This window comes from Pseudomonas sp. HN2-3 (assembly GCF_020691745.1).
In the GTDB taxonomy this organism is placed as follows: domain Bacteria; phylum Pseudomonadota; class Gammaproteobacteria; order Pseudomonadales; family Pseudomonadaceae; genus Aquipseudomonas; species Aquipseudomonas capeferrum.
In genome coordinates this window covers 2,903,100-2,928,497 of the sequence record NZ_CP085704.1, presented here as the reverse complement: position 1 = coordinate 2,928,497, position 25,398 = coordinate 2,903,100, and the positions used below count along the sequence as shown (strand labels likewise).

The window sequence follows — 25,398 nt, the reverse complement described above, 5'->3', positions numbered from 1 at the left end:
CGCTGCCGTTTTCAGTGCCTCACTTCTTGACGCTGGACGGATAGCCTGCGTCTTCGGTGGCCTTGGTCAGCTTCTGCACGCTGGTCTTGGCATCATCGAAGGTGACAACCGCTTCGCGTGTCTCGAAGGTCACGTTAACTTTGCTGACGCCTTCGACCTTGGAAATCGCCTTCTTGACGGTGATCGGGCAGGTGGAGCAGGTCATGCCCGGTACGGACAGCGTGACGGTCTGGGTGGCGGCGAACACGGGGGCAACGAAAGCGGCGAGAGCGAGGGAGGCAAACAGTTTTTTCATGATGAACTCCTGGTTAGTAGAAAAATGGCATGACGTAGGGAAAACCAAGCGCGACCAAGACCAACACGGCGACGAACCAGAAAATGAGCTTGTAGGTGGTGCGCACTTGCGGAATCGCGCACACCTCGCCCGGCTTGCAGGCTGCGGTCGGTCGGACGATGCGCCGCCAGGCAAAGAACAGTGCAACCAGCGCCGCGCCGATGAAGATCGGGCGATAAGGTTCCAACACCGTCAAGTTGCCGATCCAAGCGCCGCTGAACCCCAGGGCGATCAGAACCAGCGGCCCCAGGCAGCAAGCCGAGGCGAGAATCGCCGCAAGCCCCCCGGCGACAAGAGGGGCGCGCCCGTTTGATGGTTCAGACATGCATTTCTCCTTTCGAGCATTTGATCGATGGTTTAAGGTTAGTCCCGTAGTCATGTACGGAATCAAGCGGTATGAAAAACAATTTGGAAAGCCTGACCATTGGCGCTTTCGCCAAGGCGGCCGGGGTCAACGTGGAAACCATCCGGTTCTATCAACGCAAGGCGCTGTTACCCGAACCGGACAAGCCCTACGGCAGCATTCGCCGTTACGGTGAGGCGGATGTCGCCCGGGTGAAATTCGTTAAATCCGCGCAACGGCTGGGCTTTAGCCTCGATGAAGTGGCCGGGCTGTTGAGGCTGGATGACGGTGCTCACTGCGATGAAGCGCGTGTGCTCGCCGAGCAGAAGCTTGGGGATGTGCGTGGCAAGCTCGCGGATCTGCGACGGATCGAGTCAGTTTTGGAGCAACTGGTTCACGACTGTTGTGCGAGCCACGGGACTGTTTCCTGTCCGCTGATCGTTTCGCTGCATGGGGACAACTCGGGCGTTAACCGAGGATTTCCCGTTGCGTAAGGCGCCCCTGTTGGTCGGCTTGCGCTTAGAAAAAAGCGGCGCTCAATGAGCGCCGCTGAATGGCCAAAGGAGCACTTGCAAAGGGCACAGTTTGGTATTGCTATTTGCCCTCGCGCCTCAGCAGAGTGGGCTCACGTTGCATCTGGTCGAGTAGCACAGGCTCTACTTTGCAGGCGGACAGGCGGGCTGCGCTTCGCTACGGCCTGCCGCCGTGGGGCCCAGTTGCTTAATCTCCTTGACGGTTTCCGCCACCAGGGTCGCTTCAGCCCTCTCGCGTGCAGCAATTCGCTCAATCGCTCGGTCGCTCCCGCCCTCGGCCCATACGGTGGATGACAGCAGAGTCGCACCCACTACCAGCAGCAGTCTTAGGTGTTTCATAACGGCGATCTCCTCTCGGGTTTTCGATCCACGATTCAACTCTACCTCCGTAGTTAAGTACGGAATCAAGGAGAGAGGAGATGAAGGTCCTGGATTATGGCGCTGAGAGGAAATGGCAGGGCTCCGCCATGAAGACGGCGATTGCTTCAGGGCCGTCTAGGGCTGCTGCTGGGTCGTAGTCGTAAATTTTTTCGCTCATTCTGACCTCCACTCGCTGGCGAGTTTTTTAGCCGCTTCAATATCACGGCTTTGGCTGCTTTTGTCGCCGCCGCACAACAGCAAAACGAATTCATCACCTCGCTGCTGGAAATAGGGGTTGGGGGAGCAACGGAACAGAAAGTGCACTTAAGCTCAGTCGCTGCCCCGCAAACCCTTGCAACGTCTGGATAGTTTCGAAAAACGACCGTTTTATGAAACCGTTTCCGCTATCGCGAGGAAAGGTCACCAACACCCGAAAATCAGTGCAATAAACCTTTCTCACGAATCAAAGTTCGTTAATTCGCAGTCGCTGACGAGTAAAACGAACTCTAATTCGGCTTACGTTGGTTTTCAGTTCCATTGCTCCCCAACCCCTGATGTCGCCCGGGTGAAATTCGTAAAGTCCGCGCAACGGCTGGGCTTTAGCCTCGAAGAAGTGGCCGGGCTGTTGAGGCTCGATGACGGCGCTCACTGTGATGAAGCGCGCGTGCTCGCCGAGCAGAAGCTTGGGGATGTGCGTGGCAAGCTCGCGGATCTGCGACGGATCGAGTCTGTTTTGGTGCAACTGGTTCACGACTGTTGTGCGAGCCACGGGACCGTTTCCTGTCCGCTAATCGTTTCGCTGCATGGGTAAAACGCTCTGCGTTGGCCAGTGGTTGTGAAGGGAACCAGCGGACAAGGTCTACGGCTGCCGCGGCTGTGAAGCCGCACCGGTCACCGCCGACAAACCGGCTCAACTGATCGAAAAGAGCATGGCCAGTCCTAGCGTCCTGGCGATGCTGTTGATCACCAAATACGTCGATGGTCTGCCGCTGCACCGCTTCAAAAAAATCCTCGGTCGTCACGGCGTCGATATCCCCCGCCAAACCCTGGCGCGCTGGGTGATCCAGTGCGGCGAGCACCTGCAACCGCTGCTGAATCTGTCTACGAAAACAGCCCGGCGTGCCGCGTCGGCACGAAGGCCGTATTGCGGTGCAAACCAGCGATACGCGTTGGTGCTCGGACGGCTTTGAGTTCCGCTGCGAGGACGGAGCCAAATTGAGCGTAACCTTCGCCCTGGACTGCTGTGATCGCGAGGCCATCGGCTAGGTCGCGAGCCCGACCGGGTACAGCGGCGATGATATCCGCGACTTGATGCTGGAAAGCGTGGAGAGGCGCTTCGGTGATCAACTGCCCGCCACGCCGGTGCAATGGCTAAGCGATAACGGCTCGGCGTACACCGCCGACCAGACGTGCCTGTTTGCTCGACAGATCGGCTTGCAGCCGGTGACCCCCCAGTTCGCAGCCCGCAGAGCAACGGCATGGCCGAGAGCTTCGTGAAGACGATCAAGCGTGATTACGTGGCGCACATACCTAAGCCGGATCGAGAAACGGCACTACGTAACTTGGCCAATCCCTGTGATCCTGCGTGGTCGTCTTACTTTGCCCAACGTCGAGCTGCGATAGACGTGGATTGATTGCCCGGTACTAGACCATGGTGCTGACGAAAGACTTGAGCCGGATGAGGCGCGACTCTCATGCCCGGTTCTTTGGGGGCGGTGGCGCAGTAATGCGCTGCTGTTACCCGACGAAAGTGTACTTAAGCCCTACCATCTTATCTCGGCGCCATAAACCAGGACCTTCATCTCCTCCCTCCTTGATTCCGTACTTAACTACGGAGGTAGAGTTGAATCGTGGATCGAAAACCCGAGAGGAGATCGCCGTTATGAAACACCTAAGACTGCTGCTGATAGTGAGTGCGACTCTGCTGTCATCCACCGTATGGGCCGATGGCAGTTCCGATCGCCTGTACGGTAAGATGATCCAGGCCAACGAGCAATCCATGCGCGAATACGCTAGCGCCCAAGGCAAGAACCCGCCAGAAGTCACTCACTACCGCTATGGCATGAAGCTCGACATCGCCAAGGTCATTCACGTCACGTCGACCAATGGCAACTGCGATGTGATGCCTGCGCAAATGACCTACGAGGATTCGAGCGGAAACCTGCATATTCTGGAGTACCGCGTATCAGGAACGGACTGCAGGAGCCAGCACTGAGCATTGTTGACGTGTTGCTGACGGAAAAGTAATTTTCACGTCACCCTGACGTTATTTTGCATGTGGAAGTATGTAAGAAGCGCACCCGGCTATGCCCGGCGCGCTTCGGCATATACACAACCGCACAATGAAAAATCTGCCAAAACATCAAGAGCGTTTATGAACAACAAGGCCCTGTTGGGACTTTCTCAGATCGTCTTGAGCATCAGCGCTGCGCAGGCTGCAATGGCCGCCGAGGAAAAAGGCGAGGGATTCATCGAAGGCAGCAGCCTGAGCATCCTCAATCGAAATTTCTACTTCAACCGTGATTTTCGCAAAGGCCAGTCCAGCAGTACAGGAAATGGCTACTCGGAAGAATGGGCCCACGGAGTCATAGGCCGATTCGAGTCGGGCTCGGCCAGGCCGAGGACAATTACTCCAAGCTCGGCGGCGCCGTAAAGACCCGTTTCCTGGACACTGAAATCAAAGTAGGCGATGTCTTCCCTGTCACGCCTGTCGTGCAGTACGGCGATTCGCGACTGCTTCCGGAAAGCTTCCGCGGCGTCACCGCATACAACACCAGTGTCGAGGGCTTGGTGCTACAGGGCGGACGCCTGCACGCGATGAGCCAACCCAGCTCCAGCAGCATGCGGGATGATTTTGCAACCTTCTACGCAGGCGAAGTCGGCTCTCCGTGGATAGTCGGCGGTGATTACACACCCAACGACAACCTTGGCTTCAGCCTTTACACCAGTTGTCTCAAGGATGCCTGAAACCAATACTATACCGGCACTACCTGGAGCTACCCGCTTGCAGATGATGTCGCCTTGGTCGGTGGTTTGAATTACTACAAGGCCGTCGATGAGGGGAAGCAGCTCCTCGGCAGTTTTGAGAACGATATCTGGAGCGGCAAGGTCGGCCTCCGTGTCGGGGCGCACACCGGCGAGGGACGGAGACGGCCGACGTGAACCAGATCGCTATTGTGCCTTGCTATCGCCCTTCGGGGACTCCATTCCAATGTGTTGGTTCATGTTCTCCATCATTGTATTGCAGTTTTTCATCATCTTGGACATTTCCTGCATGTCCATCATCGGCATATGGTTGCCGTCCATCATGTGCATGTCCTCACCCTTATTTGTCTCGGCACTGCTTTGGGCGGGGGCTTTGGCCTGTTCGGCAAATCCCGTGGCAACAGTTCCAAGGGCTATGAAGGTAGCAAGGACGGTGTAGGTAATGGCGTTACGCATGGCGACTCTCCTCATCTACGACCTTGGTTTCCAGCCAGGCTGTGTATTGAAGAGTTGATTGCTCCACTGTCCTCCTGTTTGGCTCCTTTGGTTTGGAGGATGGTTTCAGGCGCCTGAGGTAGGCGCCTTTTTCGGTCAACAAGTCTTCGGCTTCATCGCTCTGGACTCTGCGAGCTGGCTTGACAGCACCGCGTTGTCTTGCACGAGAAGCTGCTTTTCTGTGGCCAACTGGCTCAATTGGCTTTCAGTTTGGCTTAAGCGTTCCGCCAGCAGGCTTCGCTCCCGTTCATTGACGGCCAGGTAAGTCCGCGTCTCAGCCAAACGCTGCTCACCTTGGCCATGGCGCTGCTCCAGTGCCTGATGCGACTGTTGCAAGTCGGTGAATTGAAGTAAGACGTGTTCATGCGCAATCTGACTCTGCGCGAGCGTCGCTTGCGTCGTGAGCAGGGTGCTCTCTAGACGATCATGGTCCTGCACCAGGCGTTGTTCCTGCGCCTGCAGTTCGCCCAGGCGGGTTTGCTGCGCGAGCAGACGCTGCCGGAGCGCTGCCAATTCGTGTTCCAGGCGCTGCTGGCGTTGCTCAGTGGCCTGGCGCTCGTCGCTGCGTTGTTGCGCGACCGATGCCTGGTAGTGCTCAAACTGCTCCCGCGCTTGTTGCAGTTGCCGGGTCAGTGCGGCCGCCTCGGCGGCGCGGTCAGCCAGACGTTGTTCGAGCCCGGTCTTTTCACTGCCCAGGCTGGCCAGGGCGATCTCCTGACGCTGCAGGGTGTCAGCCAGCCCCTGGCTGCGCGTAGTGGCTACGGCAAGTGCCTGGGCCTGCTGCTCCTGAACGCTGAGTTGCGCGTCGCGCTCGACGAATGCCTGCTGCAACTGTTCCTGCAACGCGTCGGCCTCTGCCTGGTGAGCCGCTACGGCCTGCTGGAGTTGGACGGCCGCCTCCGCCTGAACTTTTTCGTACAGTCCTTTCAGCGCCAGGACCAGCTCCGCGGGCAATCCCAGTTCGGCCTGGGCCAGCGTGCCGGGATGCGCGGCTTTCCAACGCTTTAACAACGGAGCAATCGTGCTTTTGCTGCCCGTCCCACCCAGGGCGACGCGGATGCTGTCAATGGTGGGGTTGTGGCCCGCAGCCACCAGTTGGGTGGCCGCCTGGGCAACATGCAGGTAGAGGACGCCGGAACGGGCCATGAACACCTCGGATTTTTTCGTACCGTATTATGGAAAACGTAATACCTCGATTTAAGTACAGAATAGTTCAGCCGACTGAGACCGTCAGTTGACCCACGATAAGCGCGGTTATCGTGAGTTAAGTCATCGCGATCGAGGGTTGTGTCTATAATCTGCGGTACACATGGCCTAAACAGGCGCTTCGTGATGACAGCCGGCAATAATGACGAAAACCTCCCCACCAGGCGGCACGAAGAGCCGACAGTACTTGCGCGTACCCCCGGTACGCTCACCACCCCCGAACAATTGGCTGAGCAACATCAGCGTTTTCTCGCCGCCGCGACAACCGACAACACCCGGCGCACCTACCGCTCGGCCATTCGCCACTTTCTCGCCTGGGGCGGCGTGCTGCCGTGCGATGAAGCCGCGCTGATTCGTTATCTATTGTCTTTTGCGGAAGTATTGAACCCGCGCACCCTGGCCCTGCGCCTCACGGCGCTGTCGCAATGGCACCGTTATCAGGGTTTTCCTGACCCTACCGCCAGCGCCACCGTGGGCAAAACCTTGCGCGGTATTGAGCGGGTGAACGGGCGGCCTCGACAAAAAGCCAAGGCCCTGGTCCTAGAGGATCTCGAACGCATCGTGGTGCACCTGAACACGCTCGACGGACTGGCGACACTGCGGGACAGTGCACTGCTCCAGGTCGGGTATTTTGGTGCGTTCCGGCGCAGCGAATTGGTCACGCTGGAGATGCAATACCTCGAGTGGGAGCAGGAAGGTCTACGGATCACGCTGCCCCGTTCCAAGACCGATCAGGAGGGCGAGGGACTCGACAAGGCGATCCCATACGGCGACAGCATCTGCTGCCCCGCGACAGCGCTACGCCGGTGGTTGGACGCGGCTCAGATCGTTCAGGGGCCACTGTTCCGGCGCATCAGCCGCTGGGGCGTACTCGGCGAGGTGGCACTGCACGAGGGCAGCGTGAATACCATCCTGACGGCACGTGCCGAAGCCGCAGGGCTGTTGTATGTGCCCGAACTGAGCAGCCACAGTCTGCGTCGGGGACTGGCTACCAGTGCGCATCGGGCTGGGGCGGATTTCCTTGAGATCAAACGACAGGGTGGCTGGCGGCACGATGGCACCGTACACGGCTATATCGAGGAAGCTGGAGCTTTCGAGGAGAATGCGGCTGGCTCGTTATTACGACGCAAACCGTAGCCAAGGTTTGTAAGCAGGGCTGGTTAGAATCCCAAGTGGCCACCCTCTATTCTCGACCGTCCTTCCGCAGCACATGAGCAGTTCCCTTAAAAACAGTTACTTACAGAACGAATGTCCTAATTTTTGGCTTATCTCGGCACGCCCCCTACAGAGCCTAAAAGGTGCTGCTCAGCAGCCAACCGAATACGCCGCAGCCAAGGACAACCAACCATGCAGGCCACTTCCAGAACATCAGGGCCATCAAGGCGATCAGCGCCCATGCCAAGTCTGCTGGCTTGGCTATGGCGCTCGTCCACACCGGTTGGTACAAGGCTGCCAGCAGAAGCCCGACCACGCCGGCGTTTACACCGGCAAGCGCTGACTGGCTGCGGGCGCTGCGCCGCAGTGTTTCCCAGAAGGGAACTGCACCAACCACCAATAGGAAGGAGGGGGTAAAAATGGCGAGAATGCCAACGGTCGCGCCCACCCAGCCGGACGGCTGCACGCTCATGGATGCACCCAGGAAGGCTGCAAACGTGAACAGTGGGCCAGGTATGGCCTGCGCCAGGCCATAACCTGCGAGAAAGGTGTCATTCGCGACCCAGCCATTGGCCACTGTGGCCGACTCCAGCAACGGTAGAACGACATGCCCACCGCCGAATACCAGCGAGCCTGCGCTATAAAAGGCGTTGATCATTGCCAGTGCTTGCGAGGGCCAGATGCGGGTCAATAGCGGCAAGCCGACCAACAAGGCGAAGAACATTACCAGCGCAGCCAGCCCGGCCTTTCGGCTGAGTGAAAACGGCAGCTCTTCCCCTGCCGGGGAGCCCGGAGGCTTGAGCAGGATCAAGCCTGTGATGGCCGAGCCTGTGATCACGGCTATCTGCCCGACTGCGTTGGGCCACAGCAGCGCGGTGCAGGCAGCGAACAGGGCGATGGTTACCCGCGCGAAATCGGTGCAGAGGCTACGTGCCATGCCCCATACGGCCTGGGCCACCACGGCGACTGCGACGATTTTCAGGCCGTGCAACAGGCCACTTGGGGCGCCACCTCCCCATGCCCCCAGGCCCTGAGCACACAGCGTCAGCAGGAGGGCCGATGGCAATGTGAACCCAGCCCACGCAGCGACAGCGCCCGGGAACCCCGCCCGTGAAAGGCCCAGCGCGATGCCCACCTGGCTGCTGGCGGGGCCGGGAAGCAGTTGGCACAGGGCGACCAGCTCGGCATAACTGCGTTCACTGAGCCATTGGCGGCGCGCTACAAATGCTTCACGAAAGTAACCCAGGTGCGCAATGGGGCCACCGAAAGACGTCAGCCCCAGGCGCAAGAACACCAGAAACACCGACCAGGCAGAGTCGCTGGGCTTCACGCCGCAGTGAGTGCGTTCTGACAAGACAGGCTCCTTGGGTAAGTGACGCTGCAGCTTTTGGTGGGGAACAGCCAGCCTTGAGGGTTGCTTTGGCGCGTAGCCCCAGCGCCGCCCGCGCGGCGCTCGGTTTCACAGGCACTGAAAAACCTGCGACAAGCCCCCAGAACCCGTACTCATTTGTGCAAAGTTTGCTGTTCACCGCCTACGCTGTCCAGAGTCTTGGTCAGCAGGAGGCACCATGAGCAATTTCCCTATCGTTGCTACCGTCCTGTCTATGGTCTTGGGCCTTTCGGTCACGCGCCTGCTTCTGGGGGCGCTGACCGTCTTCCGTATCCGTCGCACCGCTGCTCCAGACTGGGTGGCTCTGGTCTGGGCGGTCATGCTCTTCACCACCCAGATGGATTTCTGGTGGGCGGTCAATTCGCTGCCGCAAGTCAGGGCGACCTTCTCGTTCCAGGAGTTTTTGCTGTTGGTGCTGCTGGCACTTGCGCTGTTCGTTTCCTCGGCGCTGATGTTGCCTAGCCGCAGCGAGGACGAGCGCGAAGGGCTTCGTGTGTACTTCGAGCAGGATGGCCGCTACGCGCTGCTGTTCCTGTCGGGCTATTACCTGCTTGGGTTCATCGTCAACATTCTGTTGTTCGGCGTTTCGCCCATGGCGCTTTGGGGCGCCTTTGACGTGGTCATGATCATGATCCCACTGTGTGTGTTTGCAGCCAGCTCGCGCAAGGCCTATGCGCTGCTGACCGTGGCATTCGTACCTCTTAATATTGCGGACCTGATCATATCGCTAGTGGCGTGACCGAGGTCTTGCGCTGTGCATTAAAATCTATGCATTTGGAGTACGATATCTGTACAAGATGCTATTGTTGTACAGTATTTACGCGTACTTGAGGTCAGTATGGCGCACCGTGCTCGTTGGGCTTGCCTTTGTCTGCTACTGGCTGCCTTTTCGGCGGTTGCGGGCTGGCGAGCGGAGCTGCCTGGGGCGCAACGGCTGGGGAGTGGTGAGTTCACCTGGTTTGGCCTGCGTCTTTACACAGCCCAATTATGGACAGCAGGGCCAGTTCATGACTGGAGCCAGCCATTCGCCCTTGAGCTCCTCTACCACCGTTCGTTGTCCAGGAACACCTTGGTACAGGCCAGCCTCGAGGAAATGCGTCGCCTCAACGGTGGCAGCATAACGCCGCAACAACGCACGGCGTGGACCCATGGGATTGAAGAGGCATTCGTGGATGTGCGCCCCGGCATGCGCATTACTGGCTTGTACCTGCCGGGGCAGGGCTGCCGCTTTTACGTCGACGGTAAATTCAGCCGCGATATCGCCGACCCGGTCTTTGCCAGGGCGTTCTTTGCCATCTGGCTCGACCCCGGAGCCCGGGATACACAACTGCGCCAGCGCCTGCTTGGGCTGGCTGGCAACGACTGAGGAACATGCACAAAGTGCTGTTGCTGGTTTCCTAGGCGTTACCAGCTGGACCTGCCAGTTGATGGGCGGCACTGGCAGGTAGACCTGGACGACTGGATGTACCTCATGGATGACGACAGCCTGATCAACCGTTCGAGCATGAGCAAGCTGAGCGTTGAGATCGCCCAGATCACCCTGTTCTTCCGCCGCCTGCCAGAGGGCACACCATGAACCTGATCGCGCTTACCCAGCTGGTCTCGACCGGCGAAGCAAAGGAACTTGAACTGCTGTCGCTGGAGGGTGGCTTCTACCTCCTGCGCGCCTTGACCGACGCCGGCCCCGTGACATTGAGCGATGCCCATGGGCAGCCCGTTCGCGTGCGCTCCACTACCGAGCTGCGGCAGCTGTTGGCCGACCTGCCACCCGTGCCCTGCATGCTGGTACAGCAGGTGGTGCATGATGAGATGTGCGGGCAACGTGACGGCCCCATTGCGCCGCTGCGCGTACCGGTAACGCTCACCAGCCAGTGGTAGCCTGAACGATGCGCCTGGGCCCGCCCGCGATGTTGTTCTGATGGCGGAAGTGGAGGGTAAGGCCCGCTAGGTGCCGCCTTTGCGTGATTTGCTCTCGGAGAGCGAAGGGGTGGCTATAGCTGTGTTTGAGGGGCAGCGTCGGGATCATTTGCCGCAGCCAGATATAACTAAACTAAATGAATATTTAGCATAGTTATTCATTGTAGGCATATAAAAGGGGCAGGGTAGTCCATGCCGAGGTCGCGTCGCTGGGCCTACGCATTGCTCCAACCCACATCCTTTATCTAGCGCATTTTTCCTTGGATGCACCGGGAAGATGCGCAAGCAGTTTTCCCCTTCAGCGCGTCGTCAGAAGGAGAAGTGCCATGTCCTACGCTATCCTCAGTCTTATCAAGCAGCAGGCCAAAGCTCTTTCCAAATCGGAAGGAATTTCGCTGTCCTCAGCTCAAGAGCTATTCAGTCAGAGAGCGAAATTCTACAATTTTCATGACCTTATCATTGTAGCCACGCGTAATCCTGACGATCCTCGGCTTGGTCGTGCCGCCTTTGGCGTCAACGACCTCAAGGACGCCATTCGGGAAGATGATCTGCCGTCTCAGCTTGACGATTTGTTGGAGGACGCTACCTCAGAAGCCCGGACCGACATGAATGCGTCCGACTTTCGAGTGACCTCCTTGAAAACCACCAGCGCTAATTACGATTCAGGCTCTAGGAAAGCTGGTCCTGGAGGGTTCTCTCGTATACGGAGGCCAACAGGATCTCGACAGGATGTCTCACGGCTCCGCGTTCCACATGAAGGCCAGGTTCAACATCATTCGTCGTTTCGACAGTTGGTCTTTCGATGAAGAGACTCCGTTTGAGGTCGTTGACAGCATCACCGACAGCGACCTTGATCGGGAGCAGTACGAGTAGCATCTGGCCGAGAAAGCCGCTTAGGCTAAACGGGGCATGACATAGCCGTTAACAGGTACGGCGGGTGTTGCTACTAGCAACACCTGGTGCCGGCCGACCAGGTCGGATTTTTCGCGTCCGCGAAAATTGCACCGCGATCTGGCTTCCAATCTGGCCAACACACGCCCCGGCAGCTCCATACGAAGGTGCGCATAATGCATATTATGTTAAATTTAGTATTTGGGCGTACGCTTTGCCGGTATGTCCACTTCCACCAATCCCCGGTCAGAATTCCAAGAAACCACGTTTGACGTAAAATCAGTCGTTTGCGATGGAATCCTCATGCCGCTCCTCAGGCTCTCCTCTCATAAAACCCCGTTTCACCATCTCCACTCCCAGATTGGCCAATGCGCGACTCATCTGGTATAGCTAGTTCAATGCCCAGAAATTTTAGCTCGCGAGTGTACCAATGGCGCGGCCGTTCATCCCATTCCCGATCTTCCCTCCGTACATGTATTGGTGTCCCAGCGAGCAGCCTAGCGGAACGTAGCCGCCCAATACCCCGAGTCTCTCGAATTTAAAGCCCTAATGGATCGGGTGCTCATTTCCGATGAAGCCCTGAGTGAATCCGCCCCTGGTTTCCTAGACACCTCCAAGCCTCATAATAAGGCCCAAATAGGAGGTGCCATGAGTCGTCAGCGTTACCCCGAAGAATTCAAGATCGAAGCGGTCAAGCAAGTGACCGAAAAAGGCAAATCTGTCGCCGATGTCGCCCAGCGCCTGGGCATGTCCGTGCACAGCCTTTACGCCTGGATCAAGGTCTATAGCAAGCGTCAGCAAGACGACGATCGGCAGGCCGAACTGCGCAAGCTACGCGCTGAACTCAAGAGCGTGACGTAAGAGCGAGACATCCAATCGCCCCCGTAATGAGCAGCCGCAGCTCATTGCGCCGCATCACGCCTTTGCCTCAGGGCTAACAAGCAGTGGCAGCAGCTCCGAAACTAACGCTTTCGCATCCTGTTCGTACCCTTCGCGCCAACGGCGAGACCAATCGCAAGGACGCCCATCATCCTCCCACTCGGCCAATGCCAGCGCATTCACAATTTCCATCTCAAACCAAAGGGTCTGCCACCTTTCTGCATCTGACACCAAGATTGAGTTTTGCCTGGCGAATTCGGTCTGCGCTACGAAGCTCGACCAGCACAGCAGATCCTGAGGTGCTTCCCGCGCCAATACCATCAATTCCGAAACTGTCATCACAAACTTCCTCCACTGACTAAAATCGCGATTGGCGCACACACATAACCGTTTAGCACCGCTTCTTAAGCAGGTACCACCCGCCGTGCATCCCTTCGCACCGCTTGTGGCGGTACGCCGAATCCGCGGATGAATACCTCGCGCATATGCCGGCGATCCCTAAAGCCAGTTTCTTTAGCCACCACATCCAGGCTGTGTCGGCTCTGCTCAATCATCAATCGGGCAGCCTCAAGACGAAGACGCTCTATGGCCTTGGCCGGAGATTGCCCAGTCTCGGCGGTGAACACGCGGGTGAACTGCCGAGGGCTCAGGTGCACAACTTCAGCGAGTTCCTCAACACTCAACGGACGACTCAAATTTTTGCGAGCGTAATCCAGAGCGCTTTGAATCCGATCCGACTTCGGTGCAAGCGTCAGCAGTTCGGAGTGTTGGGATTGCCCACCCGAGCGGCGCTGATGCATCACGAGCTTGCGCGCCACGGACCTGGCCATTTCGGCTCCCAGGTCTTTTTCCACCATACCCAGCGCCATATCCAGGGCAGCGGTCATGCCGGCGGACGTCCAGATCTGCCCGTCCACAATGAATATCCGATCTTCTTCGACTTCAATCTTCGGATGCAGCTCGCGCAGCTTTTTCGCATAGGCCCAATGCGTCGTTGCACGCCGATAATCCAGCACGCCTGCCTGAGCCAACACAAAACAGCCCGTACAAAGGCCCGCAGTGCGCCGTGCGCCGTCGACAAAGCCCCGCACACTGGCCAGCACGTCTTCACCAGGAGGCGTCAATGGCGTCAAAGTCCCCGTAATCATCCAGGTATCGGCCAAACCAGGAGCCCCAAGAGGAAGCGTATCCATGTACATCCCCAGAGAAGAGCGCACTGTGCCACCCTCCATGGAGAAATTCTGGATTCTGTAAACCGTTTCGCCCGCGACGATGTTGGCGAATTCGAATACCGCCTGCGTTGCCAGCGACATGACCTGGAAACCTTCGGTAATTAGGTAGCCGACCCGGTGCATGGTAGAGCTCCACTGTTCAATGTCCTAAAACCGTATTATATGCGTCGTTTAAGACAACAGCGCTATTCTGCATCATGGCTCCACACCCAAACACCGGAGCATCACCATGACGCAGCAATTCAAGGGCACCGCCCTCATCACCGGCGCCTCCACCGGAATCGGATCGATCTACGCAGAACGCTTGGCCCGCCGGGGTTACGATTTGGTGCTGGTCGCCCGTAACCGGGAGCGCCTCAACACCTTGGCCAGCCGGCTCACCAGCGAAACCCGGCAGAACGTAGAGGTGTTTCCGGCAGACCTCGCCAAGGCAGATGACCTCGCCAAGGTAGAACGCAAACTGCGTGAAGACGCCAGCATCAGCCTGCTTGTGAACAACGCAGGCATCGGCACCCACACCAGCCTGCTGGAAAGTGATGTCGAGCGCATGGCCGAAATGATCACCCTCAACGTGACCGCCCTCACCCGCCTTACCTACGCCGCCATCCCAGGATTTACCGCTCGCAAGCACGGCGCCGTCATCAATATCTCGTCCATCGTGAGCCTGGCGCCAGAACTGCTCAATGGCGTGTATGGCGGCAGCAAGGCCTATGTGACCGCGTTCACTCAGTCCCTGCACAAGGAGCTTGCGGATAAAGGCATCAAAATCCAGGCGGTGCTACCAGGGGCCACAGCCACCGACTTCTGGCAGATCGGTGGCTTGCCTGTCGAGAACCTCGATCCGGGCATCGTGATGTCGGCCCAAGACCTGGTGGACGGGGCCCTGCAGGATTTCGACGACGGTGTGTTGATCTCCATCCCCTCGATGCATGACTTGCAAGCTTTCGAACGCTACGAAGCCAGCCGACAGGCCATGTTCAGTCAGCTTTCCAGCAATCTGCTTGCTCCGCGTTACAACGCCAAATGATCAGCAGGACAAACGCTACCCACCATTTTCACCGCAGGCGACAAAGTCTTACTCCATTCAGGCTATTTCTTGAGTGAATCGAAACGTCTAGCCTTAACCCACATTCAATCAGAGAGTCAAACCAATGAAGGCCGTCGTCTACACCCAACCCGGTTTGCCGATCCAAAACCCTCAATCGCTGTACGACACGGAGCTGCCCACCCCGACACCCGGTGCCCGGGACCTCCTTGTCGAGGTCAAGGCTATCGCCGTCAACCCGGTTGATACGAAGATCCGTGCAAGCCGTGGCGGTGAGCAACCACAGGTGCTGGGCTGGGATGCCGTCGGCGTCGTCCGTGAGGTAGGTGCTGAAGTGACGTTGTTCCAACCGGGCGATGAGGTTTTCTACGCCGGTGCTATCGACCGCCCGGGCACCTACAGTGAGCTTCACGTAGTGGATGAACGCATCGTCGGGCACAAGCCTCGCAGCTTGGATAATGCGAGTGCCGCTGCCCTCCCCCTGACCTCGATTACCGCGTGGGAGCTGCTGTTTGACCGCTTGGGCGTTGTCGAAAATGCAGGTAAAGGCCAAAGCCTTTTGGTTATCGGCGCGGCTGGCGGGGTGGGTTCGATTTTGGTTCAGCTGGCCAGCAAGCTCACGCAGCTGACCGTCATCGGCACCGCCTCAAGGCCTGAGACCCAGGCGTGGGTCAAGGAACTGGGTGCCCATCATGTCATCGACCACTCCAAGCCGATCGCGCCTCAGTTGCAAGCGCTCGGGCTCGATACGGTCGATTATGTGATCAGCCTGACGCACACCGACACCTACCTTGCGCAGTTGGTGGAAGTGCTTCGTCCACAAGGCAAACTGGCGCTGATCGACGACCCCGCACAGCTGGATGTAATGCCACTCAAACGCAAGTCGCTGTCACTGCACTGGGAGCTGATGTTCACACGTTCGTTGTACAAAACCGAGGACATGATCAAGCAGCACCAATTGCTCGAGCGTGTTTCAAAGCTGATCGATGACGGTGTACTCAAAACCACCGTGGGTGAGCACTTCGGCACGATCAACGCCGATAATCTCAAGCGCGCGCACGCCGTAATCGAAAGTGGCAAGGCACGCGGCAAGATTGTCCTGGAAGCCTTTTGATGGCTACACCGGTCTGCCCTCATCTTTAAGATGCGGCCATCACATCATGAGAACGTTTCTTTCACTCAATTTTCACGTGGTTTGAGAGAACCTGAAGCTATCCCTACGTGTGATAGACCTTGCCCGCCTAGCAGCGGGCTTTCTTTTGCCCGCAAAATCTCACCGGCATTTAGCCAGTACTGGCTTACTTGCGACGGGTCATAGCGCTCAGCACAGCTGCAACAAGCAAAAATACTCCGCTGGCTACGAACGTAGCTTGATAGCCCATCCCGTCGTACAGCACGCCGCCTACCGTTGCCCCTGCAGTAATAGCCAACTGAATCACCGCGACCATCAGGCCACCCCCGGCTTCAGCATCGCGCGGCAGTGCCCTGGCCAACCAAGTAAACCATCCCACGGGAGCACAGGTAGCGATCAGCCCCCAGAAACCCAGCAGAACGGCGACTGGAACGACCCAGCTACCCACCGCAATCACGGCGAATGCAATGGCGGTCATGATCAAGGGTATCCCCATCAGCACCCGATTAAGATGACGTGCAACGAGGGGGCCCACCAACACAGTGCCTACCAATCCTGCGGCGCCAATGATCAGCAGGAGCAGCGAGAGCGTAGCCACATCCACCTGCGTGACCGTTTCCAGGAAGGGCCGCAGATAAGTGAACAGTGTGAACTGCCCCATGAAGAGGAAGGCAACGGCGGCCATGCCGAGCGCGACCCTGCTGTCTCCCAGCAAGCGCAGCGAGCCGGTGGCCGATAACTTGGTCCGCTCACTCGGCATTGCCGGCAGCGTGAAGGCTTGCCAGATCAACGCCAACGCGGCCAACGGCACCACACACAAAAATGCCCCTCTCCAGCCAATGATGCCGCCCAAATAACTCCCGATCGGAGCCGCGACTGCCGTGGCCAATGCGGTACCGCCCTGCATCACGGCAATGGCCTTGGGAACGAGCGCTTCGGGTGCGATGCGCATCATCACCGCTGTGGACATCGACCAGTAACCACCGATGGCAATCCCGAGCACGGCTCGCCCCACCATCAACGTCAGGTAGTTCGGGGCGTATGCCACCATCCCTCCGGAAATCAGCATCAGCGCGGTTGTGGCCAGTAGCACAGGCTTGCGATCGATGCCCTGGGTCAGGGTGGCCAGCAACAGGCTAGTGATCACGGCAAAGAAGCCCGAGATTGAAATGGCCTGCCCGGCCTGGCCTTCAGTCAGCGACAAATCGGATGCAATGGGGGTGAGCAAGCTCACTGGCAGAAACTCAGACGCTACCAGGGCGAAGGCACAGAGTGACATCGCCAGCACAGCACTCCAGACCTGGCGGCTTGAATGCTGAAGGGGTAGTGAATCCCGTTCGAGCGAAACCGGCTCACGCTTGTACAAATTGTTCGCTCCATGGGGCATGTCCGCGGCTCCCGCAGTGAATGAACTGCCATCTTCCTCGCGTAAACCGGCCTACCAGTAGAGCAAATGGCTAGTTTTCTTGCCTAAATCTCCAACCCGTGCTGACCGGGCATGGACATCTCAGGCAGCAAACGCGTAGTGTTTTCCCACGAGATCATCGGATGCTTCCCATGAACGCCAGCACACAACCGCCCTCTCCCTCTAACCCAATGGCCACGCTGTGCAGGGTCATCAGCGCCCATGCGCCTACCGCTGGCGATTTCGCGACGCGCATTGCAGCGCTCGGCGTCTACCGACGTCATGCACCGGCCCCGCCGATCACGTGCATCGTTGAGCCGAGCATCGTGCTGGTCGCCCAGGGCGCCAAAGAAATGGTCATTGGCAGCGACGTGTTCCCCTACGACACGAGCCGCTTCCTCGTCACCTCACTGAATATCCCCGCCAACTCGGCGGTGACGATGGCCAGCGAGGCAGCCCCCTGTCTGGGCCTGGTGTTCAGGCTCGACCTGCGCACGCTGGCGGAACTGATCGCGCAAGACGGTCGTCTTCCCTTGAGCGGTCAGGCCTTTCATACCAGCGCTGGAGTGGGTGAGCTCAGCCCGAAGCTGCTGCAGAGTTTCACCCGCCTGATCGAGTTGCTGGAAGAGCCCGATGCGATCCCTACGCTCTGGCCGCTCATTCAGCGAGAAATCCACTACCGGCTATTACTCAGCGATCAGGCCCCTCTCCTGCGCTACATCGCCTCCGTGGGCAGCAAGGGGCACCGAATAGCCAAGGCCATCGACTGGATGAAGCTGAACTACGCCGCCCCGCTGCGGGTGGACGAGCTGGCCTCCCAGGTGCAAATGGGGCTCTCGACCTTCCATCATCACTTCCGCCAGCTCACCGCGATGAGCCCGCTGCAGTACCAGAAATGGTTGAGGTTGAACGAGGCGAAACGGTTGATGCTCAACGAGCATCTGGATGCCGCCACCGCTGCCTTCAAAGTCGGCTACGAAAGCCCCTCGCAGTTCAGCCGCGAGTATGGACGGCAGTTCGGCACGCCGCCAAAGCGCGACATCACAGGGTTGCGCCTAGGTGCGGAACGATCAGGCGCCACCACGCCCAGCCTGCCCTGAACCTTGAGCACTCATCTACAAGGAGGAGAACATTTGTACTCCACAGGTAAAATGAAGATCGTCCGCCTCATACGTCATGGAGAAAGCGCGGCGAATGCCGGCGCGGCCACCCTGGATCATGCGACCATCCCATTGACTGATAAGGGCCGCGATCAAGCAGCGCGCGTAGCCAGGTCAATCAGCAAGGCGCCTGGATTGATCGTTGCGTCACCCTTTTCACGCGCTCAAGCAACCGCGGACGCGACGAGCTCAATGTTCCCCAACGTTACCTGCGAGACTTGGCCCATCGAAGAATTCACCTACCTCGCGCCTGCGAATTGCGTGAACACTACGGTTGCTCAACGAAAAGCTTGGGTCGACCTGTATTGGGCTAAAGCTGATCCGTCCCACGTCGACGGAGAAGGCGCAGAGTCGTTCCTCGCATTTATTGAGCGCGCGCGGTCGTTCTTGGATCGCCTAGCCCTGCACCCTGCAGAAGACATTCTGGTGTTTTCCCATGGTCAGTTCCTCAATGCCGTGGCTTGGCTGATCGAGTGTGAACCACGCATGATCGATGGCCAGGCAATGACTGACTGGCGCGAATTTGAGATCGCGAACCACATTCAAAATGGCTGGGGACTGGAGCTGGTACTCAATGCCGAAAAACCATCCTGTACGGCCCGGCGCGCCTTTGTATGACCGAGTCGCGAAAAGCGATTAGGCTGCGGCGTTATGTGGCGTTATCTCAGCAGGAAGCCCTACATGCTCGACCACACTACCTGGCCAGCGGCAGTTGGCGCCCGAATGCAGCCAGAATGACTGAGAACAGCTTCTTTTCATACCCCAAGGATGACCATGGCCACACACAGTTCTACCACCACGCAAAAACACCTCGCAGTACTGATTGACGCCGACAATGCGCCAGCCGCGATCGTCGAGGGGCTTTTCGAAGAGATCGCCAAGTACGGTGTCGCCAGCGTCAAGCGTATATACGGTGACTGGACTGGCCCGCAACTGGGGGGCTGGAAAAAAGTGCTGCTCGACCATTCGATCCAACCCATTCAGCAATTTGCCTACACCAAGGGCAAGAACGCCACCGACAGCTCGCTCATCATCGACGCCATGGATTTGCTCTACACCCGGCGCTTCAATGGCTTTTGCCTGGTGTCCAGCGACAGCGACTTCACACGCCTCGCGTCACGGCTGCGGGAGGAAGGCTTGACGGTTTACGGGTTTGGTGAGGAAAAAACGCCCAAGCCCTCTGTGGCCGCTTGCGACAAGTTCATCTACATCGAATTGCTGCGTGACGAAGCCGCTCAGTCGCCCAATGCCGAGGCGTCTGTCGAGTCGTCAGTGACGCCCGATGCAAAACCGGTGGCGGCAGAAAAGCCCAAGAAGCCCAAGGCGCCCATCGGTTTCATTACCAAGATTCTGGACGATATTGCTGATGAGGATGGCTGGGCACATTTAAGTGTGCTGGGTACGAACATCTCGAAGCTTCGCCCGGAGTTTGACCCGCGTACCCATGGTTTCAAGAAGCTGAGCGACCTGATCAAGGCATACCCGCAAACGTTCGAACTGCAGGCTCGTGGTGCATCTGCTGGGGGTACCGCGATGTACGCCCGGCACAAGCCACCCAGCAAGTGATGCCATTGTAATCAGGAGGTCCTGTTTCGAAGCCGGCGAGCTGGGCGCCTTCCGCACCTTGGCGAACGACGCCCGTTGTAGGAGCGGCCTTGCGTCGCGAAAGGGCTGCAAAGCAGCCCCGGCACTATCAGCGGTGACGCACCAATCTGGGGCCGCTGCGCGCCCCTTTCCGACCGGTCCGGCGCCCCGGCAAGGCCGCTCCTACAAGGGACCGCAGAGGGTCACAGGGCGGCTTGAAGGGGCGCTCGATGACAAAGGTAAGGCTCCGCAGCACCCACCTTTCACCAACGCAAGATCGCGTCACTACCATCGCCAATCGGTTGCTCGGCTTTACCGTTAATAGTCACCCAGACTGTCAGCACGGTTTCTCCAGGCTTCATTGTGGGATGCAGTCGTGCTCGCAGGGTAAAGTCCTCAAGGCGACGCTCGCCATGCCCATCAATCGCGCCGAACGCGACCTCGTTACTGAAGGGGACGGGATCAGTCCATGAGAACTTTCCGTCCACACGCCGTCCCAGCGTAAAGTGAATACGGTCCACGATGACTGATGCGTCGGTGCGGTTTTCGACCACCAACTCTTTGAAGTCCAGAATCACGATATTGTTCTCGAACCGCATGTTTCCGCTGGCTCGGATTTTCATGGGCATCAACTCGGTGCCCGCTACGGTCAGCTTGTCGGAACCATTCGAAAATGAAAACTCGCGTGGCATTTGACCCGCTATCCGAACCGGTTTCTTGCTCGGCGCAGGCGTTTCGGCGCTCATCGAGTAACTGATCCAGCCCATGATGCCTATTGCCATTATCAACGATACGAACAACAGGAATGCAGGCAGCCGGCCTGTTCTCACCACCGCCGCAATGCTGCGAACAAAGCCCCAAGTGATATAGAGCAGATGGAAGATCAAGCCAAGATTGAACACGCCCATCACAACCATCAAATGAGGAGGAAAGTTGTTGATCTCCTCTGCTGTCTTCAATTCCGCTGCACCGCCCTCCTCCAGCGCGTTCATCATTTGCGTGAAGAAGCCATCCGGCAAAAAGCTGACCCATACTGTGAAGTAAAGGACCCCGCACGTGATGATGGCTGCACAGAATCTCAACGCGTATGTAAATCGCCCACGAGGGTGGGCCCTGGCAGGCCCAAAGCGGGTAATCAACGATGCAAGCCCGTATACCAGGCCAACAAAGATGACAACCACTCCGAGGATTTTACCCAAAGGCGCCAGTGCATCGAAGTCCTCCCTCAGCACCATGGACAGCATCAGCAGGCCAACTGCCGAGAAGCTGACCCCAAGCAAAGCCGATGTCATGCCTGATGCCGTACCTCGTAATGCAATGCCCCCTGCACTCACTGGGTACAGGAGGCTGTAGAAAAGATCGGCAACCATCGCCCCGATCGACGCCCCTCCTGCCCCTGTAGCGGCCAGGACATTGCTGCCGATGGCACGTTCGAGCGCCTTGATTCGCCCCAGCTCAGGCCCTGTGCAGTCGACCGCATGCAGTTTTGTGAGCCAGGCAATGGCTGCGGGTAGCTGGGTCAGGGCTGATTTCCCCGCGCCGCTGCCAACCACTACGGGAATAATGGGCTTGCCAAGACTACGGGCAATATTGAGTTCTTCATGCAGGTGGTCCGGGCCGCATTTGCGCAACGACGGTTCGCTCCAGCTATCACCCACTGCGCAAATAACCACACTGCTTTGTATGACCGCTGCCCTCATCTCCGCTTGCCAGTCCGTGCCGCCGAGAAAGCCATCCTGATCGAGCACAACTGACGCTTGCCCGAAATAACCGCGCAGGTGCTGCTCGAGGGTGCTGACTCCGGCCGTATAGTCTTTGCGACGATAGCTGATGAAGATCGATGCCATCTAAGCCTCCCTACCCAATGCCTGGGTAGCGTCCACCGGGTGACTGATGTAAACGCATGGCACGGCATGAGCTGAATAACCCACACGCTAGTCGTAGCGGTTTATCCAAGCAAATCAGTTGCCATGCCTTTCCAATGCTGTCGGATCGCCTGCAGCGTGATGCCTTCATTCGCTTCATAGAAGCCTGAGCCTGACAAACGCGGGCATGTCTGCGAGCCCGCGTGATGCAGCGCTATGACTTCCCAGTCTCTGTTGAACACCGGGCTGCCGGAACTACCCGGGTCGGTCGGCGTGCGGTAGTGCATCAGCCGCTCGTTGCCGCAGACGTCGAGCAGCACGCTGTCTTGAAGCGAGAACTGCAGTTCGCCGGCTCGCGGGTGGCCGACGACGAAAGCTTTGGTTCGCGGTGAGGGCCAAGGGACAGTCGGTGCCACCGGCAGGCCAGCAGCACCGTTTGGCGTGCGGCTCAGGCGGCAGACGGTAACATCCAGCTTACCCGGCGCCTCCTTCACGTTACCCAGTTGCCCTGGCTCCGAATTGAACAGGATCGCTTGCACCAGACAGGGGGGCATGCTGCCGTCTGCCTCCGTCTCGAAGGTGACGCGTGCATCGCTGCCGCGTATCGCTTTGGTCAAGGTATCGCTGATCACATGGGCATTGGTGATGAACAGCAAGCCGTCATCGCCGAAAGCTGAACCCTGCACCAGGAAACCGGTGCCCATACGCACCCCTTTGTCGTTCGTCACGCAACCGATGTTAGGTGCGAGCGCGAGCATCTTGCGGATGTCGGCAACCGTGAACGACTTTTCACCGCAAAAGTTCTTTTCGAGCTCTTCGGGATTTTGTTGAAGCCATTGCAACTGACGGGCGTCCACGGACCAACGGCGCTGAGTGCGCAGCATGTGCCGTTCAAAGATCCTGACCAAGCGCCCCGCACACGTGGATTCGTCCAGTGGGGCTCCACTCCAGATTTCGCGCACCTGGCGAAAATAGCTCTCGATCTCGAACGGGCCGCATTTCGGGTGCGCCAAGAACCGGTACAACCACAATTCGGCCCAGTCGCACCAGCTCTCGTCCGGCAGGAAGCGGCTCAAGGCAAGGCACGCTTCGGACGCAGTTGCCAGCGCCCATGGGTCGGCAGGCTTGGTTCGTATAGCGACGGTTGCCTGCTTCAAAACATCGTGGGCCAACTCGATGAGTACTTGGATCGGCTGTGCTATCCGATCGTGCAGGCGTACCCGCAGCGCCAGTACATTCACGTCGAGGAAGAAGCTTGGTTGCGCTAGCTGCTTCTTCTGGTAGTAAGCGATTGACTCGGCGAGTACGTTCACATTGTCCGTCAACACAAACCGTTGCTTGCGGATACGCCCGCGCAACGCGTTGTAGTCCTTCTCCTCTGCCTGGTACTCCAGGTCTGTCGGGTGCCTGATCGCCATTTGGCCGGCTTCATCGAGCAGATCGTCGGCCCCTTCCAGTGCGCCAAGCTCCACCTTCGCCTGGGCGAGCAGGCGCTGGATCATGGCGTCGCAACCGAAGGTATCGTGCCAGGCGACGCCTAGCTCGTGCACATGTTCGAAATGGCGGTGCCTGCGCAGCAGGTCCATGGCCTCGCGGACGCTTTTGCGCGAAGCCTGCTTGCCATCGAGCACCTCGTCCGCGAGCAAATGCACAGCGTGCGTCAGCAACTGCAACGGCGGGTTGGGAAACTCGCCGCGTTTCAGGGCCATGGCGAGTTCACCCGCTGACATGGGCGACATCAGCGTGATATCCCGAGGGTATGCATCAGCAATGAGCGGAACTGCCTGCCGGCGAAATAGTGGGTGACGGTATGGCGCCAGTTTCCCCAGTTGCTCTCTCTAACATCCTCCACCCTACGCCCCTGCGTGGGGCGAAAATCGTCCATTCTCGGGTCAGCACCACAGATGGGGTCGAGGGGGTCGTAGACGTTGATCCATCGACCGAGCCCAGGTGGGAAATCGACGTGTTGCAGCCCATCGGCCCGCAGTTGCTCCTGCACTTCGGTGATGCCCAGCGGCGATCCAAGGGTGAACAGCACCTCCACCGGAGGGCATTGCTTGCAGTTGCGCAGAACGTCGTAGGCGATCATCGTGCCCATGCTATGAGTTACCAGCACCAGCTTGTTGGCCTGCTCCGCCGCTTTTCTCAAGTCGTCGATCAGGCGCTGGCGCAGCTCGTCACGCACCTTGAAGATCGCGCCATCGGCTGGCCGCGCATAGTCCTTGTTGAACAGGAAGTAATACGCTTCCATCGCCGCCTTTTTGATGATGGCCTCCTTCACGGGCCCCGGCAGCCACGAGGCGATCTCCAATTGTGTAGGTTGCTGTGCAGCTGGATGGGCCACAAGGCACGGCGGCTCGGGTGGGAAAGGCGCCTCGCGCATCTTGCGCTCCACCTCAGCAAGGAACCTTGCTTCTTTTTCATTGGCAGGCGTCGGGATGGCAAGCTCGCCTGCTATCTGGTGCAGGCTCCCCAGGTCAACGACAGAACCGTCCCTGGACTCATAAAACGCATCGAGATCTGTTTCGTAATCGGTGCCGTAGAATACGTCCGCATAGTAGTTGAACAGGCCTGGCACGCCCTGGGTGTCGAGGTCGATCCCTGGGTTTTGGCCATGAAAAGGTGCAGGCGTGTCCGCTCGCTCCAGCCCCCAACGCCAGATTTCCTCAAGCTTTTCAGGCGAAGGCTTCTTTGCCAGCCCATGCACAAAGACGACCGCATATTTCCTCATGCTCCTTCCTCCCCACCTGTGCACTGGAAGAGCGCCTGGGCGTCGCCGCAGAACGACCGTGGGGCCGGCCCGCCTTCTTTGATGGCATTCGCCATGGCGCGAGCATGATTCATGTCTGCAGGATGAAAACGGACGAGTTTGCCTTTGCTGTGGCCTGCTACGAGTTCGTCGCGGGCGATCGCGCCGCCGCCGATGGCGATCATCACGTCACTGGCATCGACCATGGCCTGTGAGGTGGAGGACAGATATTCATTGGGCTGCATGCCACCCCAGGTAGGGTCGTCCACCACGAACACACGCTCGCAATCCTTGGAAAACAGCACCCCCTCGGCGCGCGCCCGCGAAGAGACGATACCTACGGTGCGAAACCCTTTACGCAGTGCCAGTGGATAGACCATGCCAATGCCTTGCGCAGTGGCACCCGAGCACACGATGGTATCCCGAGGGTCGAAGGTCGCGAGCTCTGCCAGCAACACCTCCTGGGCTCGAGCTTCATCCTCATAGCCCGCGTCGGAAAAACCCAGAAAGGTCACCACTCGCTTCTCGCCGAGGGAACGAATGCCGTCGACCGCTGCTTGTGCGTCCATGGAGTGGATCTCTTGGCGAAAACCCCGTGCGCTGGGGCAAGGCCTGCCGGTTTCAATTTGATCGTGATGAAAACCGGCATGGGTCAATTACTTGACGAAAGCACTAAACCGAAAGTTCTGCAACTTACCAAGCTGGTTAAGGCCTTCGCAATGAAGGCCCAACGCAGAA

The 25,398-nt window shown here is 58.4% G+C and carries 25 protein-coding genes and 7 pseudogenes; 18 read left to right on the top strand and 14 right to left on the bottom strand.

The genetic code is table 11. The annotated features are described in order from the left end of the window. Positions 1 to 19: 19 nt before the first annotated feature. Both merP and merT read right to left on the bottom strand, forming a co-directional pair. A complete protein-coding gene (gene merP / locus LJX93_RS13165) occupies positions 20 to 295 on the bottom strand; it encodes a mercury resistance system periplasmic binding protein MerP (protein WP_003131872.1) in 276 nt (91 codons plus the stop codon). Between the two features lie 13 nt (positions 296 to 308). Further along, entirely contained in the window at positions 309 to 659 is a 351-nt protein-coding gene (gene merT, locus LJX93_RS13160) for a mercuric ion transporter MerT (RefSeq protein ID WP_033869416.1), read from the bottom strand. Between the two features lie 71 nt (positions 660 to 730). Here merT and merR point away from each other — a divergent pair, with 71 nt between their 5' ends. Next, a complete protein-coding gene (gene merR / locus LJX93_RS13155; RefSeq protein ID WP_003131870.1) occupies positions 731 to 1,171 on the top strand; it encodes an Hg(II)-responsive transcriptional regulator in 441 nt (146 codons plus the stop codon). Between the two features lie 162 nt (positions 1,172 to 1,333). Here merR and LJX93_RS27365 read toward each other — a convergent pair whose 3' ends face one another. Then, positions 1,334 to 1,549, bottom strand: a complete 216-nt coding sequence (locus LJX93_RS27365) for a co-regulatory protein PtrA N-terminal domain-containing protein (protein ID WP_017849619.1) — start codon at positions 1,547 to 1,549, stop codon at positions 1,334 to 1,336. 195 nt (positions 1,550 to 1,744) lie between these two features. Next, positions 1,745 to 1,861: pseudogene (locus LJX93_RS13150) on the bottom strand (type II toxin-antitoxin system RelE/ParE family toxin); the annotation flags it as partial. 262 nt (positions 1,862 to 2,123) lie between these two features. Here LJX93_RS13150 and LJX93_RS13145 point away from each other — a divergent pair. The 5 genes and pseudogenes from LJX93_RS13145 to LJX93_RS13125 form a co-directional block, all read left to right on the top strand. Continuing rightward, positions 2,124 to 2,381: pseudogene (locus LJX93_RS13145) on the top strand (MerR family DNA-binding protein); the annotation flags it as partial. A 43-nt stretch (positions 2,382 to 2,424) separates the two neighbouring features. After that, a pseudogene (locus LJX93_RS13140) lies at positions 2,425 to 2,670 on the top strand (IS66 family transposase); the annotation flags it as partial. Between the two features lie 13 nt (positions 2,671 to 2,683). After that, positions 2,684 to 3,138: pseudogene (locus LJX93_RS13135) on the top strand (DDE-type integrase/transposase/recombinase); the annotation flags it as partial. A 314-nt stretch (positions 3,139 to 3,452) separates the two neighbouring features. Beyond that, positions 3,453 to 3,785: a DUF2790 domain-containing protein gene (locus LJX93_RS13130; RefSeq protein WP_033979951.1), complete on the top strand. Its 333-nt coding sequence runs from the start codon at positions 3,453 to 3,455 to the stop codon at positions 3,783 to 3,785. Between the two features lie 159 nt (positions 3,786 to 3,944). Next, a pseudogene (locus LJX93_RS13125) lies at positions 3,945 to 4,705 on the top strand (OprD family outer membrane porin); the annotation flags it as partial. Between the two features lie 36 nt (positions 4,706 to 4,741). Here LJX93_RS13125 and LJX93_RS13120 read toward each other — a convergent pair. Together LJX93_RS13120 and LJX93_RS13115 are read right to left on the bottom strand one after the other, a co-directional pair. Then, positions 4,742 to 5,011 carry a hypothetical protein gene (locus LJX93_RS13120; protein ID WP_033979952.1) on the bottom strand — a complete coding sequence of 90 codons (270 nt, stop codon included), beginning with the start codon at positions 5,009 to 5,011 and terminating at the stop codon, positions 4,742 to 4,744. Between the two features lie 135 nt (positions 5,012 to 5,146). Continuing rightward, the gene (locus tag LJX93_RS13115; protein WP_011154388.1) at positions 5,147 to 6,196 is read right to left on the bottom strand and encodes a DNA-binding protein; all 1,050 of its coding nucleotides are present in this window, start codon (positions 6,194 to 6,196) and stop codon (positions 5,147 to 5,149) included. A gap of 186 nt (positions 6,197 to 6,382) precedes the next feature. On the opposite strand from LJX93_RS13115, the gene LJX93_RS13110 reads away from it, so the two are divergent. Further along, a complete protein-coding gene (locus LJX93_RS13110) occupies positions 6,383 to 7,393 on the top strand; it encodes a tyrosine-type recombinase/integrase (protein ID WP_077747747.1) in 1,011 nt (336 codons plus the stop codon). A gap of 154 nt (positions 7,394 to 7,547) precedes the next feature. Here the strand turns inward: LJX93_RS13110 and chrA are convergent, their stop codons facing one another. Next, positions 7,548 to 8,765, bottom strand: coding sequence for a chromate efflux transporter (chrA, locus tag LJX93_RS13105; RefSeq protein ID WP_227697280.1), 1,218 nt, complete (start codon positions 8,763 to 8,765; stop codon positions 7,548 to 7,550). Between the two features lie 214 nt (positions 8,766 to 8,979). On the opposite strand from chrA, the gene LJX93_RS13100 reads away from it, so the two are divergent. The 6 genes and pseudogenes from LJX93_RS13100 to LJX93_RS13075 form a co-directional block, all read left to right on the top strand. Continuing rightward, complete coding sequence (locus LJX93_RS13100; RefSeq protein ID WP_033697871.1) at positions 8,980 to 9,540, top strand: hypothetical protein; 561 nt, start codon at positions 8,980 to 8,982, stop codon at positions 9,538 to 9,540. Positions 9,541 to 9,639: 99 nt separating this feature from the next. Continuing rightward, the gene (locus LJX93_RS13095) at positions 9,640 to 10,167 is read left to right on the top strand and encodes a chalcone isomerase family protein (protein WP_033697870.1); all 528 of its coding nucleotides are present in this window, start codon (positions 9,640 to 9,642) and stop codon (positions 10,165 to 10,167) included. Between the two features lie 36 nt (positions 10,168 to 10,203). Then, a pseudogene (locus tag LJX93_RS13090) lies at positions 10,204 to 10,377 on the top strand (DUF3833 family protein); the annotation flags it as partial. Next, a complete protein-coding gene (locus tag LJX93_RS13085) occupies positions 10,374 to 10,679 on the top strand; it encodes a DUF6482 family protein (RefSeq protein ID WP_016486281.1) in 306 nt (101 codons plus the stop codon). The pseudogene LJX93_RS13090 and the gene LJX93_RS13085, both read left to right, overlap by 4 nt. Before the next feature lie 365 nt (positions 10,680 to 11,044). Further along, complete coding sequence (locus LJX93_RS13080; protein ID WP_156056757.1) at positions 11,045 to 11,524, top strand: hypothetical protein; 480 nt, start codon at positions 11,045 to 11,047, stop codon at positions 11,522 to 11,524. Positions 11,525 to 12,257: 733 nt separating this feature from the next. After that, a pseudogene (locus tag LJX93_RS13075) lies at positions 12,258 to 12,467 on the top strand (transposase); the annotation flags it as partial. Positions 12,468 to 12,524: 57 nt separating this feature from the next. On the opposite strand, the gene LJX93_RS13070 reads toward LJX93_RS13075, so the two are convergent. Both LJX93_RS13070 and LJX93_RS13065 read right to left on the bottom strand, forming a co-directional pair. Beyond that, positions 12,525 to 12,827 (bottom strand): hypothetical protein, encoded by a 303-nt coding sequence (locus LJX93_RS13070; protein WP_156310199.1) that lies wholly within the window; start codon positions 12,825 to 12,827, stop codon positions 12,525 to 12,527. A gap of 65 nt (positions 12,828 to 12,892) precedes the next feature. Next, entirely contained in the window at positions 12,893 to 13,843 is a 951-nt protein-coding gene (locus LJX93_RS13065) for a GlxA family transcriptional regulator (protein WP_095064738.1), read from the bottom strand. Between the two features lie 106 nt (positions 13,844 to 13,949). Here LJX93_RS13065 and LJX93_RS13060 point away from each other — a divergent pair, with 106 nt between their 5' ends. Both LJX93_RS13060 and LJX93_RS13055 read left to right on the top strand, forming a co-directional pair. Continuing rightward, a complete protein-coding gene (locus tag LJX93_RS13060; protein ID WP_033697825.1) occupies positions 13,950 to 14,747 on the top strand; it encodes an SDR family NAD(P)-dependent oxidoreductase in 798 nt (265 codons plus the stop codon). A 124-nt stretch (positions 14,748 to 14,871) separates the two neighbouring features. Further along, positions 14,872 to 15,879: a zinc-binding alcohol dehydrogenase family protein gene (locus tag LJX93_RS13055; protein WP_227697279.1), complete on the top strand. Its 1,008-nt coding sequence runs from the start codon at positions 14,872 to 14,874 to the stop codon at positions 15,877 to 15,879. Between the two features lie 184 nt (positions 15,880 to 16,063). On the opposite strand, the gene LJX93_RS13050 is transcribed toward LJX93_RS13055, so the two are convergent. Next, the gene (locus LJX93_RS13050; RefSeq protein ID WP_227697304.1) at positions 16,064 to 17,176 is read right to left on the bottom strand and encodes an MFS transporter; all 1,113 of its coding nucleotides are present in this window, start codon (positions 17,174 to 17,176) and stop codon (positions 16,064 to 16,066) included. Positions 17,177 to 17,454: 278 nt separating this feature from the next. On the opposite strand from LJX93_RS13050, the gene LJX93_RS13045 reads away from it, so the two are divergent. The 3 genes from LJX93_RS13045 to LJX93_RS13035 all read left to right on the top strand — a co-directional run bounded on the left by LJX93_RS13045 (position 17,455) and on the right by LJX93_RS13035 (position 20,028). After that, positions 17,455 to 18,402: an AraC family transcriptional regulator gene (locus LJX93_RS13045; protein ID WP_084213369.1), complete on the top strand. Its 948-nt coding sequence runs from the start codon at positions 17,455 to 17,457 to the stop codon at positions 18,400 to 18,402. 51 nt (positions 18,403 to 18,453) lie between these two features. Next, positions 18,454 to 19,080, top strand: coding sequence for a histidine phosphatase family protein (locus LJX93_RS13040; protein ID WP_050506053.1), 627 nt, complete (start codon positions 18,454 to 18,456; stop codon positions 19,078 to 19,080). Positions 19,081 to 19,236: 156 nt separating this feature from the next. Beyond that, the gene (locus tag LJX93_RS13035) at positions 19,237 to 20,028 is read left to right on the top strand and encodes an NYN domain-containing protein (protein WP_227697278.1); all 792 of its coding nucleotides are present in this window, start codon (positions 19,237 to 19,239) and stop codon (positions 20,026 to 20,028) included. Between the two features lie 281 nt (positions 20,029 to 20,309). Here LJX93_RS13035 and LJX93_RS13030 read toward each other — a convergent pair whose 3' ends face one another. The 4 genes from LJX93_RS13030 to LJX93_RS13015 form a co-directional block, all read right to left on the bottom strand. Continuing rightward, positions 20,310 to 21,893: a toll/interleukin-1 receptor domain-containing protein gene (locus tag LJX93_RS13030; RefSeq protein WP_227697277.1), complete on the bottom strand. Its 1,584-nt coding sequence runs from the start codon at positions 21,891 to 21,893 to the stop codon at positions 20,310 to 20,312. Between the two features lie 101 nt (positions 21,894 to 21,994). Further along, positions 21,995 to 23,620: a serine protease gene (locus LJX93_RS13025; RefSeq protein WP_227697276.1), complete on the bottom strand. Its 1,626-nt coding sequence runs from the start codon at positions 23,618 to 23,620 to the stop codon at positions 21,995 to 21,997. 29 nt (positions 23,621 to 23,649) lie between these two features. Beyond that, positions 23,650 to 24,642, bottom strand: a complete 993-nt coding sequence (locus LJX93_RS13020) for a hypothetical protein (protein WP_047583711.1) — start codon at positions 24,640 to 24,642, stop codon at positions 23,650 to 23,652. After that, entirely contained in the window at positions 24,639 to 25,229 is a 591-nt protein-coding gene (locus LJX93_RS13015; RefSeq protein WP_095064745.1) for a hypothetical protein, read from the bottom strand. Before LJX93_RS13015 ends, LJX93_RS13020 begins: the two co-directional genes overlap by 4 nt. Between the last annotated feature and the right edge of the window lie 169 nt (positions 25,230 to 25,398).

Bases quoted from the DNA above. Each gene is read 5' to 3' on its own strand.
- LJX93_RS13060 (WP_033697825.1), top strand. From the start codon at position 13,950: ATGACGCAGCAATTCAAGGGCACCGCCCTCATCACCGGCGCCTCCACC.
- LJX93_RS13085 (WP_016486281.1), top strand. From the start codon at position 10,374: ATGAACCTGATCGCGCTTACCCAGCTGGTCTCGACCGGCGAAGCAAAG.
- LJX93_RS13100 (WP_033697871.1), top strand. From the start codon at position 8,980: ATGAGCAATTTCCCTATCGTTGCTACCGTCCTGTCTATGGTCTTGGGC.
- LJX93_RS27365 (WP_017849619.1), bottom strand. From the start codon at position 1,549: ATGAAACACCTAAGACTGCTGCTGGTAGTGGGTGCGACTCTGCTGTCA.
- LJX93_RS13110 (WP_077747747.1), top strand. From the start codon at position 6,383: ATGACAGCCGGCAATAATGACGAAAACCTCCCCACCAGGCGGCACGAA.
- LJX93_RS13065 (WP_095064738.1), bottom strand. From the start codon at position 13,843: ATGCACCGGGTCGGCTACCTAATTACCGAAGGTTTCCAGGTCATGTCG.
- LJX93_RS13130 (WP_033979951.1), top strand. From the start codon at position 3,453: ATGAAACACCTAAGACTGCTGCTGATAGTGAGTGCGACTCTGCTGTCA.
- LJX93_RS13020 (WP_047583711.1), bottom strand. From the start codon at position 24,642: ATGAGGAAATATGCGGTCGTCTTTGTGCATGGGCTGGCAAAGAAGCCT.
- LJX93_RS13115 (WP_011154388.1), bottom strand. From the start codon at position 6,196: ATGGCCCGTTCCGGCGTCCTCTACCTGCATGTTGCCCAGGCGGCCACC.
- LJX93_RS13070 (WP_156310199.1), bottom strand. From the start codon at position 12,827: ATGACAGTTTCGGAATTGATGGTATTGGCGCGGGAAGCACCTCAGGAT.
- LJX93_RS13015 (WP_095064745.1), bottom strand. From the start codon at position 25,229: ATGGACGCACAAGCAGCGGTCGACGGCATTCGTTCCCTCGGCGAGAAG.
- LJX93_RS13025 (WP_227697276.1), bottom strand. From the start codon at position 23,620: ATGGCCCTGAAACGCGGCGAGTTTCCCAACCCGCCGTTGCAGTTGCTG.
- LJX93_RS13120 (WP_033979952.1), bottom strand. From the start codon at position 5,011: ATGCGTAACGCCATTACCTACACCGTCCTTGCTACCTTCATAGCCCTT.
- merP (WP_003131872.1), bottom strand. From the start codon at position 295: ATGAAAAAACTGTTTGCCTCCCTCGCTCTCGCCGCTTTCGTTGCCCCC.
- LJX93_RS13050 (WP_227697304.1), bottom strand. From the start codon at position 17,176: ATGTCACTCTGTGCCTTCGCCCTGGTAGCGTCTGAGTTTCTGCCAGTG.
- LJX93_RS13030 (WP_227697277.1), bottom strand. From the start codon at position 21,893: ATGGCATCGATCTTCATCAGCTATCGTCGCAAAGACTATACGGCCGGA.
- merR (WP_003131870.1), top strand. From the start codon at position 731: ATGAAAAACAATTTGGAAAGCCTGACCATTGGCGCTTTCGCCAAGGCG.
- LJX93_RS13080 (WP_156056757.1), top strand. From the start codon at position 11,045: ATGTCCTACGCTATCCTCAGTCTTATCAAGCAGCAGGCCAAAGCTCTT.
- LJX93_RS13095 (WP_033697870.1), top strand. From the start codon at position 9,640: ATGGCGCACCGTGCTCGTTGGGCTTGCCTTTGTCTGCTACTGGCTGCC.
- LJX93_RS13040 (WP_050506053.1), top strand. From the start codon at position 18,454: ATGAAGATCGTCCGCCTCATACGTCATGGAGAAAGCGCGGCGAATGCC.
- LJX93_RS13045 (WP_084213369.1), top strand. From the start codon at position 17,455: ATGAACGCCAGCACACAACCGCCCTCTCCCTCTAACCCAATGGCCACG.
- LJX93_RS13055 (WP_227697279.1), top strand. From the start codon at position 14,872: ATGAAGGCCGTCGTCTACACCCAACCCGGTTTGCCGATCCAAAACCCT.
- merT (WP_033869416.1), bottom strand. From the start codon at position 659: ATGTCTGAACCATCAAACGGGCGCGCCCCTCTTGTCGCCGGGGGGCTT.
- LJX93_RS13035 (WP_227697278.1), top strand. From the start codon at position 19,237: ATGGCCACACACAGTTCTACCACCACGCAAAAACACCTCGCAGTACTG.